The 13,649-nt window shown below is 55.6% G+C and carries 10 protein-coding genes; 6 read left to right on the top strand and 4 right to left on the bottom strand.

The features are described 5' to 3' along the window. Window positions 1-130 precede the first annotated feature (130 nt). A complete protein-coding gene (locus CRO87_RS04225) occupies window positions 131-1,828 on the top strand; it encodes a sensor histidine kinase (RefSeq protein ID WP_097161688.1) in 1,698 nt (565 codons plus the stop codon). Between the two features lie 9 nt (window positions 1,829-1,837). Next, window positions 1,838-2,572 carry a LytTR family DNA-binding domain-containing protein gene (locus CRO87_RS04220; RefSeq protein ID WP_097161687.1) on the top strand — a complete coding sequence of 245 codons (735 nt, stop codon included), beginning with the start codon at window positions 1,838-1,840 and terminating at the stop codon, window positions 2,570-2,572. A 26-nt stretch (window positions 2,573-2,598) separates the two neighbouring features. Here CRO87_RS04220 and glk read toward each other — a convergent pair whose 3' ends face one another. Then, window positions 2,599-3,564, bottom strand: coding sequence for a glucokinase (gene glk, locus CRO87_RS04215; RefSeq protein WP_097161686.1), 966 nt, complete (start codon window positions 3,562-3,564; stop codon window positions 2,599-2,601). A 204-nt stretch (window positions 3,565-3,768) separates the two neighbouring features. Here glk and CRO87_RS04210 point away from each other — a divergent pair, with 204 nt between their 5' ends. Beyond that, complete coding sequence (locus CRO87_RS04210; protein WP_097161685.1) at window positions 3,769-5,001, top strand: ion channel protein; 1,233 nt, start codon at window positions 3,769-3,771, stop codon at window positions 4,999-5,001. A gap of 6 nt (window positions 5,002-5,007) precedes the next feature. Here the strand turns inward: CRO87_RS04210 and CRO87_RS04205 are convergent, their stop codons facing one another. Next, window positions 5,008-6,672, bottom strand: coding sequence for an alpha-keto acid decarboxylase family protein (locus CRO87_RS04205; RefSeq protein WP_097161684.1), 1,665 nt, complete (start codon window positions 6,670-6,672; stop codon window positions 5,008-5,010). Between the two features lie 174 nt (window positions 6,673-6,846). Here CRO87_RS04205 and mgrA point away from each other — a divergent pair, with 174 nt between their 5' ends. Together mgrA and CRO87_RS04195 are read left to right on the top strand one after the other, a co-directional pair. Then, a complete protein-coding gene (mgrA, locus tag CRO87_RS04200) occupies window positions 6,847-7,845 on the top strand; it encodes an L-glyceraldehyde 3-phosphate reductase (protein WP_097161683.1) in 999 nt (332 codons plus the stop codon). Window positions 7,846-7,969: 124 nt separating this feature from the next. Further along, window positions 7,970-8,320, top strand: coding sequence for a DUF2502 domain-containing protein (locus tag CRO87_RS04195; RefSeq protein WP_097161682.1), 351 nt, complete (start codon window positions 7,970-7,972; stop codon window positions 8,318-8,320). Between the two features lie 42 nt (window positions 8,321-8,362). Here the strand turns inward: CRO87_RS04195 and CRO87_RS04190 are convergent, their stop codons facing one another. Next, the gene (locus tag CRO87_RS04190) at window positions 8,363-9,601 is read right to left on the bottom strand and encodes an Nramp family divalent metal transporter (RefSeq protein ID WP_097161972.1); all 1,239 of its coding nucleotides are present in this window, start codon (window positions 9,599-9,601) and stop codon (window positions 8,363-8,365) included. Between the two features lie 344 nt (window positions 9,602-9,945). Here CRO87_RS04190 and nupC point away from each other — a divergent pair, with 344 nt between their 5' ends. Continuing rightward, a complete protein-coding gene (nupC, locus tag CRO87_RS04185) occupies window positions 9,946-11,148 on the top strand; it encodes a nucleoside permease NupC (RefSeq protein ID WP_097161681.1) in 1,203 nt (400 codons plus the stop codon). A 46-nt stretch (window positions 11,149-11,194) separates the two neighbouring features. Here nupC and CRO87_RS04180 read toward each other — a convergent pair whose 3' ends face one another. Then, complete coding sequence (locus tag CRO87_RS04180) at window positions 11,195-13,387, bottom strand: EAL domain-containing protein (RefSeq protein ID WP_097161680.1); 2,193 nt, start codon at window positions 13,385-13,387, stop codon at window positions 11,195-11,197. Window positions 13,388-13,649 lie beyond the last annotated feature (262 nt).

Genomic DNA, 13,649 nt, shown 5'->3' with positions numbered 1-13,649 from the left:
TTTGCAGGCGCACAGACATTATCCCCTTTTTTAATTGCGCCTTTTCCCCGTTCTGCTCCCGACGTGATTGCTGGCTATCGCCGACGAGGTTTTTTATCATATTGGTTCCATTCCTGGCTGTGGCACTTCTATGCACGAAATTTTTAACATGCTGTTGGCGGTTTTTGACCGGGCCGCCCTGATGCTGATTTGCCTGTTCTTCCTCATCCGCATCCGGCTGTTTCGCGAGCTGCTGCACAAGTCCGCCCATACGCCAAAAGAGCTGCTGGCGGTTACGGCGATCTTCTCCCTGTTTGCATTATTCAGCACCTGGTCCGGCGTGCATGTGGAAGGCTCGCTGGTCAACGTGCGTATTATCGCGGTGATGTCCGGCGGCATTCTTTTTGGCCCGTGGGTCGGGGCCATCACCGGGCTGATTGCCGGGACGCACCGTTACCTGATAGACATCGGCGGCGTGACGGCTGTGCCCTGCTTTATCACCAGCATTATTGCCGGGCTGCTTTCGGGCTGGATCAACCGAAAAATCCCCAAAGAGAAGCACTGGCGAGCGGGGATCCTGGGCGGGATGCTGTGTGAAACGCTGACCATGATCCTGGTTGTGGTCTGGGCACCGACGATCTCACTCGGCCTCGATATCGTCGCAAAAATCGGCGTGCCAATGATCTTCGGCAGCGTCTGCATCGGTTTTATCGTGCTGCTGGTGCAGAGCGTGGAAAAAGAAAAAGAGGACATTGCCGGGCGGCAGGCCAGAGTCGCGCTGGATATCGCTAACAAGACGCTGCCGCTGTTTCGCAATGTGAACAGCGAATCCCTGCGTCAGGTGTGCGACATCATTCGTCAGGATATTCACGCCGACGCCGTTGCCATCACCGATAACGACAAAGTGCTGGCCTACGTGGGCGTTGGCGAAGCCAATTATAAGCACAACGATCCCGGGATTAGCCCGCGCACGCAACAGGCGCTGCGCGAGGGTAAAATCATCATCCGTAACGACGACGAAGCCTGGCGCACGCCGGAGATCCATTCCCTGCTCATCATCCCGCTGTGGGAGAAGGGCATCGTCACCGGCACGCTGAAAATTTATTACCGTCACGCCCACCAGATCACTTCATCGTTGCAGGAGATGGCGGTCGGCCTGTCGCAGATCATCTCCACTCAGCTGGAGGTGTCACGCACCGAACAGCTGCGCGAAATGGCAAATAAGGCAGAGCTGCGCGCGCTGCAAAGCAAAATTAATCCTCATTTTCTGTTTAACGCGCTCAATGCTATCTCATCCTCGATTCGTCTCAATCCGGACACCGCCCGGCAGCTGATTTTCAACCTGTCACGCTATCTGCGCTATAACATTGAATTGAAGGACGATGAGCAAATAGACATCCGCAAAGAGCTGTATCAGATCAAGGACTACATCGCCATCGAGCAGGCGCGATTTGGCGATAAGCTGACGGTTATCTACGACATCGACGATGAGGTGAACTGCCTGATCCCAAGCCTGCTGATCCAGCCGCTGGTTGAAAATGCCATCGTCCACGGCATTCAGCCCTGCAAGGGCAAAGGCGTGGTGACCATCAGCATTGCCGAAAGCGGCAACCGCGTGCGTATCAGCGTGCGGGATACCGGGCACGGTATCGATCCTGCGGTGATTGCGCGAGTCGAAGCCAACGAAATGCCGGGCAATAAAATCGGCCTGCTTAACGTGCATCACCGCGTGACGCTGCTTTACGGCGAAGGACTGCATATCCGTCGCCTGGAGCCCGGCACAGAGATTGCTTTTTACGTGCCGAACCAGCGCACGTCGGGCACGGCCACCACCAGCCTGCTGACATAAGGACGTCGTATGAAAGTCATTATTGTTGAAGATGAAGTGCTGGCTCAGCAGGAGCTGACCTGGCTTATTAAAGAGCACAGCCAGATGGAGATTGTCGGCACCTTTGACGACGGACTGGACGTGCTGAAATTCCTGCAGCATAACCGCGTAGATGCCATTTTCCTCGATATCAATATTCCGTCGCTCGACGGCGTGCTGCTGGCGCAGAACATCAGCCAGTTCGCCCACAAGCCGTTTATCGTGTTTATCACCGCGTGGAAAGAGCATGCGGTGGAAGCGTTTGAACTGGAAGCCTTCGACTATATTCTGAAGCCGTATCAGGAATCACGCATTGTGACGATGCTGCAAAAGCTGGAAAACGCCGCCCTGCCGCAGGCCACAGGTCACGGCCAGGCCATCAGCCCGCAGCGGGAAAACGACACCATCAATCTCATACGCGATGAGAAGATTTACGTCACGCCAATCCACGATATCTACTATGCCGAAGCACACGAAAAGATGACGTTCGTTTACACGAAGCGCGAGTCATGGGTGATGCCGATGAACATTACGGAGTTTTGCAGCAAGCTGCCGGCCGCGCACTTCTTTCGCTGTCATCGCTCCTACTGCGTCAATCTCAATAAAATCCGTGAGATAGAGCCGTGGTTCAATAACACCTATATTCTGCGCCTGCGGGATCTCGAATTTCAGGTACCGGTGAGCCGCAGCAAAGTGAAAGAGTTTCGCCAGCTGATGAAGCTGTAAAAAAGGCGCCACTGGCGCCTTTTCGCTTACAGAACCTGCCCCAGCGCCTGACGCAGATGCGCGCCTGCGCCGATAAGGCCAGGGTTATCGTGAACGATCAGGAACACCGGAATGTCCTGCACGTAAGATTTGAAGCGACCTTTATCTTCAAACCCGCCGCGGAAGCCAGAGGCTTTGAAGAATTCCAGGAAGCGCGGCACGATGCCGCCCGCGATATAGACGCCGCCAAAGGTGCCGAGCGTCAGCGCCAGGTTGCCACCGAAACGGCCCAGGATCACACAGAACAGCGAAAGCGCACGACGGCAATCGGTGCAGGCATCGCTTAGCGCACGCTCGGTCACGTCTTTCGGCTGTAAATTTTCCGGCAGACGACCATCGGCTTTCACAATCGCACGATAGAGATAAACCAGACCCGGCCCTGACAGCACGCGTTCCGCAGAAACGTGGCCCAGCTCGGCGCGCAGCTCCTGCAGAATGATCCCTTCTTCTTCGCTGTTTGGCGCGAAGTCGACATGGCCGCCCTCACCCGGCAGGCTGATCCAGCGCTTATCGACATGAACCAGATGCGCCACGCCAAGTCCAGTCCCTGCGCCATAAACGGCAATCGGCTTACCTTCCACCGGTTCGTTACCGCCGAACTGAATCAGATGCTCTTTTTTCAGCATCGGGATCGCCATCGACACGGCGGTAAAATCGTTGATGATTTCCAGATGGTTAAAGCCGAGGTTATTTTTCATTTCCTCGATAGAAAACGCCCAGGTATGGTTGGTCATGGCCACCCAGTCGCCGGTGACCGGGCAGGCAATCGCGATGCAGCCCTCTTTCACGTCAACTTTCTGTTCATCCAGATACACGCGCACTGCGGCCTCAAGGCTCGGATAATCCAGGCCGGAATAGGTTTTCGCCTGAGAAATCTCACCGCTGGCCAGATCGCACAGCGCCAGACGGCAGTTGGTGCCGCCCACATCCCCGGTTAAAGCAAACTTTGTCATTCTGTTACGGCTCCGCTAAAGTCAGAATAAGTCTTTGGCACACTGTAAATTCATGCAGGCATAACAACAACGACCAACGCAACAGCGCCCGCGATTTATCGATCCCGGTCACACTATAACTTTACCGTTTCAGCACCAATTGCAATGAAGCTCTTATCCTTAAACGGCAAAGTGTTGCGCGCTCAGTGTAAAAAGGAAATGACCATGCTCCATCCGCGAGCCAGAACCATGCTTTTGTTATCGGTTCCCGCCCTGATTATCGGTATCGCCGCCAGCCTGATTCTGGTGGTGACAATGAAAATTGCCGCGCTGTTGCAACAGTTTCTCTGGTCCACGCTCCCGGCTCGTCTGGGCGTTGGCGTCGATTCAGGCCTGTGGATCATCCTGATGCTGACCGCTACCGGCCTTGCGGTCGGTCTGGTTATCCGCTTTAGTCCGGGCCATGCAGGCCCTGATCCGGCAACGGAGCCGCTGATCGGTGCGCCTGTGCAACCTTCTGCGCTGCCGGGCCTGCTGCTGGCGCTGATTATTGGCCTGGCGGGCGGCGTCAGCCTGGGTCCGGAACATCCGATCATGTCGGTCAATATCGCGCTGGCTGTCGCGCTCGGTGCCCGCGTCTTACCCCGCGTAGGGGCGATAGACTGGACCATCCTGGCGGCGTCCGGCACCATTGGCGCTCTGTTCGGCACACCCATCGCCGCAGCGCTGATTTTCTCGCAGATGCTCAGCAGCTCCGATGATACGCCCCTCTGGGATCGGTTGTTCGCCCCGATGATTGCGGCGGCGGCCGGGGCGTTAACCACCAGCCTGTTTTTCCATCCGCAGTTTTCGCTGCCCGTTGCCCACTACAGCCAGATGCGGCTGGTAGATATTTTCAGCGGCGCGGTCGTCGCCGCTATTGCTATCGCCGTCGGCATGGTGGCGGTCTGGTGCCTGCCGCGCCTGCATGCGCTGATGCACAGGCTGAAACACCCCGTGCTTATTTTAGGGCTTGGCGGCTTTTTGCTGGGCCTGTTGGGTGCGTTCGGCGGGCAAATTACCCTGTTTAAAGGGCTCGATGAGATGCACCAGCTGGCGTTCAGCCAGACGCTGAGCGCCTCTGATTTCATGCTTATCGCCGTCACGAAGCTCGCGGCTCTGGTGATTGCCACAGCCAGCGGTTTTCGCGGCGGGCGTATTTTCCCTGCGGTGTTTGTCGCCGTGGCGCTCGGCCTGATGCTTCACGCGCACGTCGATGCGGTCCCGGCGGCAATCACCATTTCCTGCGCGATACTTGGCCTGACATTGGTGGTGACCCGCGACGGCTGGCTGAGCCTGTTCATGGCCGCCGTCGTCGTGCCGGACACCACCCTGCTGCCGCTGCTGTGTATCGTCATGCTTCCCGCCTGGCTGCTGCTGGCGGGCAAACCGCTGATGATTACCAGGCCCCCCCGCTAGAACGGCCTATTGCGTGGCGCTGTTGCGAGCCTCCAGCGCCTGGGTTACCGCCCGCAACAGCTCCGGAATCTCCTGCTTCGGCAGCACCACCTCGACAAAGCTCAGTCTCTGACGGCGGGATGCCAGCTCCAGCACTTCGCGAAGCTGCACCGTCTCCGTCACCCGCCAGCTTTCGGCCTGACAGTTCAGGCTTAGCGCCTGCGGCAGCTGGGTCCAGTTCCAGGCAGCAATATCGTTGTAGCGCTGCTCCGGTCCGTGGATCGCCCGCTCGACCGTGTAGCCGTCATTATTGAGTAACAGAATGAGCGGCTTCAGCCCATCGCGCAGCATAGACCCCAGCTCCTGAATGGTCAGCTGCGCCGCCCCGTCGCCAACCACCAACACCACACGCCTGTCCGGAGCCGCCGTCTGCGCGCCAAACGCCGCAGGTAGCGTAAAACCGATCGAGCCCCAAAGCGGTTGAACGAGCAGCATGGCATCTGGCGGAAGCGTCAGCGATGCTGCGCCAAATGCCGCCGTGCCCTGATCCGCGAGAATGATATCGCCAGGCAGAAGCGCATCCTGAAGCGCCTGCCAGAAGCTGGTTTGCGTCAAAGCGCCGCTGGATTTCCCTGCTGGAAAAGCGATACGCGGTGCCGGGAGGCTCCAGTTCACAGAAAGTTCGGCGCAGAGTGATTGCAACGCCGTTGCCGCCTGCTCCATCTGCAATCCGCTAAACCAGCGTGCGCCAACCCGTGCAGCGTTCGGCTGAAGCTCGATGGTTTTCGCCTGCGGCAAATTATGAGTGAAACCGGCGGTGATCGTGTCGGTGAAACGGGTACCAATACACAGAATGGCATCTGATTCTTCGATAGCTGCCCGCGTCTCTTCGGCGCTGGCGGCCCCGCTGTAGGTTCCTGCATAGCCCGGCTGGTGCTCATTCAGCAGACCTTTACCCATCAAAAGCGTGGCGCAGGCCACTGGCTGAGATGCGACCCAGCTTCTGAGCATAGGCTGCAAACCGTGGCGATGAGCCAGAAAATCCGCCAGCAGAGCAACGCGTTTACATGGCGTAAGCATCTCACGCGACGCGGCCACAAACTCGGCCAGAGCGTTGTTATCCACTTCAGCAGGGGAAAGTGTGAGAGCGTTTACAGGGGCTGTCGCGGGCGCCTTCGCCACATCCGCAGGCAGCATCAGGTACGCCGGGCGGCGTTCGGTGAGCATTTCCCGCAGCACCCGGTCTATTTCCTGGCAGGCGTTGCTCGCCGTCAGCTTCGCGCGGGCCACGCTCAGCGGAATACTCATTTCAAAAAAGTGACCAAAATCGCCGTCGCCGAGAGTGTGATGAAGCATCTCTCCCCGCTGCTGACTTGCGGTGCCCGGCGCGCCCACGATATGCAAAACAGGGACATACTCAGCAAAACTCCCGGCCACGCCGTTCAGCGCGCTTAGCTCACCTACGCCATAGGTCGTCAGCAATGCGCCAGCACCCTTTATCCTGGCGTAGCCGTCTGCCGCATAGGCGGCATTCAGTTCGTTCGCGCAGCCAACCCAGCACAGTCTGGGGTGGTCGATGACATGATCGAGAAACTGCAGGTTATAATCACCCGGCACGCCAAACATATGGTCAATACCGCATCCGGCGAGACGATCCACCAGATAATCCGCGATTGTGTATGTCGATTGCATAGCCATCTTCCTTTCGCCGCATAGATATTCTGAGTATTAGAGATGCGCGGAGTCTGTCCAGAAGCATAAGAATTTCATAGTGGAAAGCAGAATTTACAGCAATCAGGAGTGTACCTGCGGAACAACATTGATTAGTGTAAACGTATACACACCCTGTTCCTGTTGGAGGTTTAGATGGTTTACCAGGCAAATCCGGCACGCTATGAGAAGATGACCTATCACCGCTGCGGCCGGAGCGGACTGAAGCTGCCGGCGATTTCGCTGGGTCTGTGGCACAACTTTGGCGATGAAACGTTAGTGGAAACCAGCCGTCAGCTGCTTCGTCACGCCTTCGACCTTGGCATTACCCATTTTGACCTCGCCAACAACTACGGCCCACCGCCGGGTGCTGCCGAGAGCAACTTTGGCCGTATCTTGCGTGAGGACTTTTTGCCGTATCGCGATGAATTGATCATCTCCAGTAAAGCGGGTTACACCATGTGGGATGGACCCTATGGTGACTGGGGTTCACGCAAATACCTGATCGCAAGCCTCGATCAAAGCCTGAAGCGTATGGGGCTGGAATACGTCGATATCTTCTACCATCACCGTCCGGATCCCGACACGCCGCTGGAGGAAACCATGCGCGCGCTGGACCACGTTGTCCGTCAGGGTAAAGCGCTGTACGTCGGGCTTTCCAACTACCCTGCCGACCGCGCCCGCGAAGCCTTTGCTATTTTGCAGGATCTCGGCACGCCTTGCCTGATTCATCAGCCGAAGTACTCAATGTTCGAGCGCTGGGTGGAAAACGGACTGACTGATTTGTTGCAGGAACAGGGCGTGGGCTCGGTTGCCTTCTCCCCACTGGCGGGCGGTCAGCTGACGGATCGTTATCTGAACGGCATTCCTGCGGACTCCCGCGCCGCCAGCGGCAGTAAATTCCTCAGAGCCGATCAGATTACCGATGAGAAGGTGGAGAAGGCGCGCAAGCTCAATGCCATCGCCGCGCAGCGCGGACAAAAGCTGTCGCAAATGGCGCTGGCCTGGGTGCTGCGTGATGACAAAATCACCTCGGTCCTGATTGGTGCCAGCAAAATTGCACAGCTTGACGATGCTGTAGGTATGCTTGCTAACCGTCAGTTTACGGCCGAGGAAATTGCCGCCATCGACGCAATCCTTAACGGCACAGATTAACAGCAATTTTAGCAAAAAGTGCTGTCTCCCGGGGATTAGGAGTTAGCCGATGCAGCCTGCTTGTAACACCTCGTAATATTGCGTTAACAGGCCGACAAAGGCTCGATCGTAAGGAGACAGACACATGTTCAGGTCACTGATTCTGGCAGCGGTATTACTGGCGGCAGCTCCGCTGGTCGCCAATGCGGGTGAAATCACCCTGGTGCCATCCGTAAAATTACAAATTGGCGATCGTGATAATTACGGAAATTACTGGGACGGCGGTCGCTGGCGCGACCACGACTACTGGCGTCGCAACTATGAATGGCGCGATGCCCGTTGGCATCGTCACGACAACGGCTGGCATCGCGGCTGGGACAAACGCAACGCCTACGAGCGCGGCTACCGTGAAGGCTGGAACGACCGCGATGACCACCGCGGAGGCTGGGGTCGCGGCCCGGGCCGTGGCCACGGAGGTCACGGCCACCGACATTGATTTCGCGAAAGCAGCCCCCGGGCTGCTTTTTTATTGCACAAATTAAAGCCCCAGTAAGGTTCCCACCAGCAGCCAGCCGTTCAGCGCAACTACCAGGCAGACAATTGTCCAGCCCGCACGTTTCACCAGCCGGGTGTTTACCAAATCTCCCATCAATTTTTTATCGCTGGTGAATAACAGCAGCGGCACCAGCGCCAGCGCAATCCCGAAGCTCAGCAGAACCTGACTCATCACCAGAATGCGGGTCGGATCAAGGCCCAACAGAATGACCACAAACGACGGCAGCATGGTTATGGCGCGACGGAACCAGAGTGGAATATGGAAGCGAATGAAGCCCTGCATCACCACCTGCCCTGCCAGCGTACCGACCACGGTGGAGGAGAGCCCGGCGGCGATCAGGCTCAGGCCGAATATCGTGGCTGCGGCGTGGCTGAGCAGCGGCTCCAGCGTCAGATACGCCTGGTCAAGATCGGTCACGCCAGTATGGCCGTTAAAGTGGAACGCCGCGGCCGCCGTTGCCATCATCGCCAGATTCACAAAACCGGCAATGGTCATGGCGATAGCCACGTCCCAACGGGTCGCACTGTAGCGCTCCTGCCTCGTACCGCCATGCAGATGCTGGGTAAGCGATGAATGCAGGTAAATCACGTGCGGCATGATTGTTGCGCCCAGTACGCCGGCCGCCAGGAATACCGCTTCGGATGTTGGCAGAGCAGGAATAAGCATCCCTTTCGCCAGCGGAGCCATCGCGGGCTGTGAGAAAATCAGTTCTACGATATAGGCCGCCGCAACAAACAAAAGCAGGCCACCGATAACTTTTTCCAGCGGTTTTTGCCCACGGCTTTGCAGCATCAGAATGAGGAAGGTTGCAATCCCGGTCAGCACTGCGCCCTGCAAGAGTGAGATCCCCAGAATCAGCTTGAAACCAATCGCTGCACCAATGAATTCGGCCAGATCGGTCGCCATGGCGATGATTTCAGCCTGCACCCAGTAGAACCAGACCAGCGGACGCGGATAGTGGTCGCGAATTTGTTCTGCGAGGTTTTTACCGGTAGCGATACCGAGTTTTGCGGAGAGCACCTGAATCAGCATCGCCATCAGGTTTGCCCAGACCACCACCCAAAGCAGTTGATAGCCGTAGCTCGCCCCCGCCTGAATGTTGGTGGCAAAGTTGCCGGGATCGATATAGCCGATGGCAGCAATGAACGCAGGCCCCATTAATGCAAGCCGCATCTTGCGCGCTGCGCGACTGCTGCTACTCTCAACGCGACTGTTTGTCATTTTTGCCTCTGAAATATAGCCTTTGCTATGTTTCATGCTACCAAAATGAGAATGATTATCAAGTTCATTTGGAGAGGTGATAATGATTTCTCTGATAGACAGGAACGATAGCCGTGTTGAGCCATGTTGGTGGAATGAGGGGCCGCAAGCTCGCCTCTTGGTCAGATTAGTACAAAAAGGTAACTTTTAACACCTTTACACAACATAACAGAAATGTATGGTTGATCACCTTTTTTGAGATCGCTCACAGGTTCTCACTATAGTGCGGCATAGATCTCGTTTTCTTTTATCTTGTTGCATAGAATGTGCACGGAAATTTAACCTGCCTCATATTTGGAGCAAATATGGACCGCGTCCTACACTTTGTCCTCGCGCTTGCCGTGGTTGGGATCCTCGCTTTACTGGTCAGCCATGACCGTAAACAGATCCGCATTCGCTATGTTATTCAGTTGCTTGTTATTGAAGTCTTGCTGGCCTGGTTCTTCCTGAACTCCGACGTCGGCCTTGGCTTTGTGAAAGGATTCTCCGAGATGTTCGAAAAACTTCTCGGTTTCGCTAATGAAGGGACAAATTTCGTCTTCGGCAAAATGAACGATGAAGGCCTGGCATTCTTCTTCCTGAAAGTGCTCTGCCCGATTGTTTTCATTTCCGCTCTGATTGGTATTTTGCAGCACATCCGTATTCTGCCGATTGTGATTCGCGCCATCGGTACCGTGCTGTCTAAAGTCAACGGAATGGGTAAACTGGAGTCATTCAACGCGGTCAGCTCCCTGATCCTCGGCCAGTCAGAAAACTTCATCGCCTATAAAGACATTCTCGGCAAGATGTCGCGCAACCGCATGTACACCATGGCGGCAACCGCAATGTCCACCGTCTCCATGTCCATCGTTGGCGCATACATGACCATGCTGGAACCGAAATACGTGGTTGCAGCCCTGGTGCTGAATATGTTCAGTACCTTTATCGTTCTGTCGCTCATTAACCCGTACCGCGTTGAGCAGAGTGAAGAGAACCTGCAGATGTCCAATCTGCATGAAGGTCAGAGCTTCTTCGAGATGCTGGGTGAGTACATTCTGGCAGGCTTTAAAGTGGCGATTATCGTTTCCGCGATGCTGATCGGCTTTATCGCTCTGATCGCCGCGCTGAACGCCCTGTTCGCAACCGTGACCGGCTGGTTCGGCCACAGCATCTCCTTCCAGGGTATTCTGGGCTACATCTTCTGGCCTGTGGCCTGGGTGATGGGAGTTCCTGCCGGCGAAGCGCTGCAGGTCGGCAGCATCATGGCAACCAAGATGGTCTCCAACGAATTCGTTGCGATGATGGATCTGCAGAAGATTGCCAGCACGCTCTCCCCGCGCGCAGAAGGCATTCTGTCCATCTTCCTGGTTTCCTTCGCGAACTTCTCCTCCATCGGCATCATCGCTGGTGCGATTAAAGGTCTGAACGAAGAACAGGGCAACGTGGTTTCACGCTTCGGTCTGAAACTGGTTTACGGTTCTACGCTGGTGAGCGTGCTGTCCGCTTCTATCGCGGCGCTGGTTCTGTAAGTTTCAGAACCCACACAGCTAAAAGCCGGGAGATTTCCCGGCTTTTTTACGCCTGCTGTTCGGCCAGCATGTCCTCTATTGGCCGGGGTTTGCCCATCAGGTAACCCTGCAAATAGTCAACGCCCATCTTATAGAGCAAATCACGCTGCGCTTCGGTTTCCACAAACTCCGCAACCAGCGTCAAATTTTTCACCCTCGCCAGCTCGCAAATTGACTTCACGATCATCGCATCCACCCGATCGGTGAGAATGTCGCGCACGAAGCAGCCGTCGATTTTCACGATGTCAGCTTCAAGGATCTTCAGACGCTCATAGTTGGCGTATCCGGTGCCGTAATCATCAATGGCAATGCTGCAACCATATTCACGAAGGCGACGGATATTCAGCATGCTGATTTCAGAACTGGAGAAGGCCTGCTGCTCGGTAATTTCAAGCACCACCATCGCCGGGGAGATCTCATACTGTTTGAAGAGAGCGATAATTTTGTTGGCGCTCTCTTTTTGCATCAGGGTAAAGGGCATCAGATTCACGGAGAAGCGCTCACCGGGGAGATCTTTCATGGCGCGAAACAGCGTTTCCACCACCAGCAGATCGAAGCGCTTGCTGAGGTTAAACTGGGCTATCACCGGTATGAATTGATCGGGCGTGATCACCTTTCCGTCCCAGACCATACGGGCGAGAATTTCGTGATAGCGGTCGCCGGATTCACTGACGATGGGTTGTGCGTAGAGCCGCAGTCCCCCCTCAGCCAGCGCTTTCTTAACGCGGCTCAACTGGAGCACTCGCTCCGTTGTGTTGTCTGAAACCGTTGCCAGGCTGTTATTGAGTGCCAGCACGCGGCGTGCGGCGCAGGCCTGCTCTGAGAGCCAGCTCAGCTGACCCAGCGTGTGGTGCAACGCCTCGCCTTCCCCCTCAATCACGCCCCAGGCAGCACCAAACTCGAGATCGAGCGAATCACCCTGCCAGCAGAAAGTCTGGCTATTGAGGAAGTCGACGATGTAGGACAGCCTCGCCGCCGTTTCTGAACCATGCAGCACCAGCAAAAGTTCGCTCCCTGGAAGCTGGAAAAGCCTCTCTTCCCTGCCCAGTAACGGTTGCAGTGCCTGAGTCACCATTCGTTTGCAGTGCACGCGCATCATCATGCCGTAGTGGCGGCTTAAGAACTCGAGGTTATCCATTCGCAGGCAGCAGACGCTGGCCTGAGGGTGGTTCTCCAGATAGCTTTCAAAGGCACGCAGATTGGGCAAGCCCGTTAAAGGGTCCTGCAACGCCTGGCTGTGCAACTTGCGCTTGATACGATTACTTCGCCCCTGAATTTGAGACATATGCAGCATGCAGATGGTAAAGGAGATGAGCACTGAGAGCACAAACGACAGCGCATACTCCGTGTTCACCCCCTGCAAAAAGTTGCGGTTGTAGGCCACGAGCAAAAACGCGCAGATGCCCCAGAGCAGACAAATAAGCGGATAGCTGAAACGGTTGATGACGAGGAAGAACAGAATAAAGATGACGGGAACCAGGTACCCCGCAATGTATTCCGAATCAAACGGCGCACAGAGTATGAACAGCAGAAATGCCAGGGCAATGATCCAGTTCAGGGTAAACAGCCACTGCTGGCGCGCAAATGCGGGCCTGATATGACGCCGCCAAAAAGCACTCGCGTAGCGAGGATTCAGGATCATTCGTAACGGGTAGTAAAAGAGCAGCGTGAAGATCAGCGCCGCGCTGATCAGGCTCTGAATATCTACCAGACTGTACATCACCGACGTCGGGACAAAGAAGCCGGAGACTGAAACAGGGAAATGGAGGAAGTGTCCGGCCAGATACATCGCCCCTTTCATCATCAGAGGCGCAAAGAAACAGGCCCAGAAGATGCGCCATCCCATATGGCCGTTGGACAACCCGAACCGCCAGCGTGGCCCCAGCCGCCAACGTAACACCTCACAGGCAAGGACAGGGGCAAACAGCTGACACACCAGCAGCACCAGGCTCTGGGGGAAAGGTAATGGCAACAGCCAGATATTGGTCAACGCGAAGGCAAGAAACAGCGGAACGACAGCATGACGGCCAAAAAGCAGCAGCATAGATAAAATGACGCTGAGCGGCAGCCAGGCGAGATACAAATTATTGTCATCAATCCCCATTCCAGGCGAAAGCAAGCGCGCCAGAGGAATTGAGATAAGACTCAGGATTAGGGCCAGCAGAAATTTTTTGGCTGAAGCATTTATTTTCAACATCATGATGATTTGGAGAACATTCCGGCTGGACACGTAGTGATAACCGCAAGATCTTATGTTTATTAATTGAGCGAAGCAAGTTCCCCAAACAAGAAAAGTCCTAATGTTTATAAGGAGTTTAACGAAAGGATATATATGAATGAAGATTAGCGGGTTTTTATCAGCTTCACAGATTTTTTTCAGGCCCGGAAAAGCAAAAACCCCCGCCGAAGCGAGGGTCTGAATTTTGGTGGAGCTAAGCGGGATCGAACCGCTGACCTCCTGC

It is taken from the genome of Enterobacter sp. CC120223-11 (assembly GCF_900215375.1).
In the GTDB taxonomy this organism is placed as follows: domain Bacteria; phylum Pseudomonadota; class Gammaproteobacteria; order Enterobacterales; family Enterobacteriaceae; genus Scandinavium.
The sequence above is the reverse complement of the archived record's forward strand: the minus strand, read 5'-3'. Positions and strand labels throughout refer to the sequence as shown.

Coding starts and splice junctions, on each gene's coding strand:
- CRO87_RS04195 (WP_097161682.1), top strand. CDS start 7,970: ATGTTCAGGTCACTGATTCTGGCAGCGGTATTACTGGCGGCAGCTCCG.
- CRO87_RS04180 (WP_097161680.1), bottom strand. CDS start 13,387: ATGATGTTGAAAATAAATGCTTCAGCCAAAAAATTTCTGCTGGCCCTA.
- CRO87_RS04190 (WP_097161972.1), bottom strand. CDS start 9,601: ATGACAAACAGTCGCGTTGAGAGTAGCAGCAGTCGCGCAGCGCGCAAG.
- CRO87_RS04220 (WP_097161687.1), top strand. CDS start 1,838: ATGAAAGTCATTATTGTTGAAGATGAAGTGCTGGCTCAGCAGGAGCTG.
- CRO87_RS04210 (WP_097161685.1), top strand. CDS start 3,769: ATGCTCCATCCGCGAGCCAGAACCATGCTTTTGTTATCGGTTCCCGCC.
- glk (WP_097161686.1), bottom strand. CDS start 3,564: ATGACAAAGTTTGCTTTAACCGGGGATGTGGGCGGCACCAACTGCCGT.
- nupC (WP_097161681.1), top strand. CDS start 9,946: ATGGACCGCGTCCTACACTTTGTCCTCGCGCTTGCCGTGGTTGGGATC.
- CRO87_RS04225 (WP_097161688.1), top strand. CDS start 131: ATGCACGAAATTTTTAACATGCTGTTGGCGGTTTTTGACCGGGCCGCC.
- mgrA (WP_097161683.1), top strand. CDS start 6,847: ATGGTTTACCAGGCAAATCCGGCACGCTATGAGAAGATGACCTATCAC.
- CRO87_RS04205 (WP_097161684.1), bottom strand. CDS start 6,672: ATGCAATCGACATACACAATCGCGGATTATCTGGTGGATCGTCTCGCC.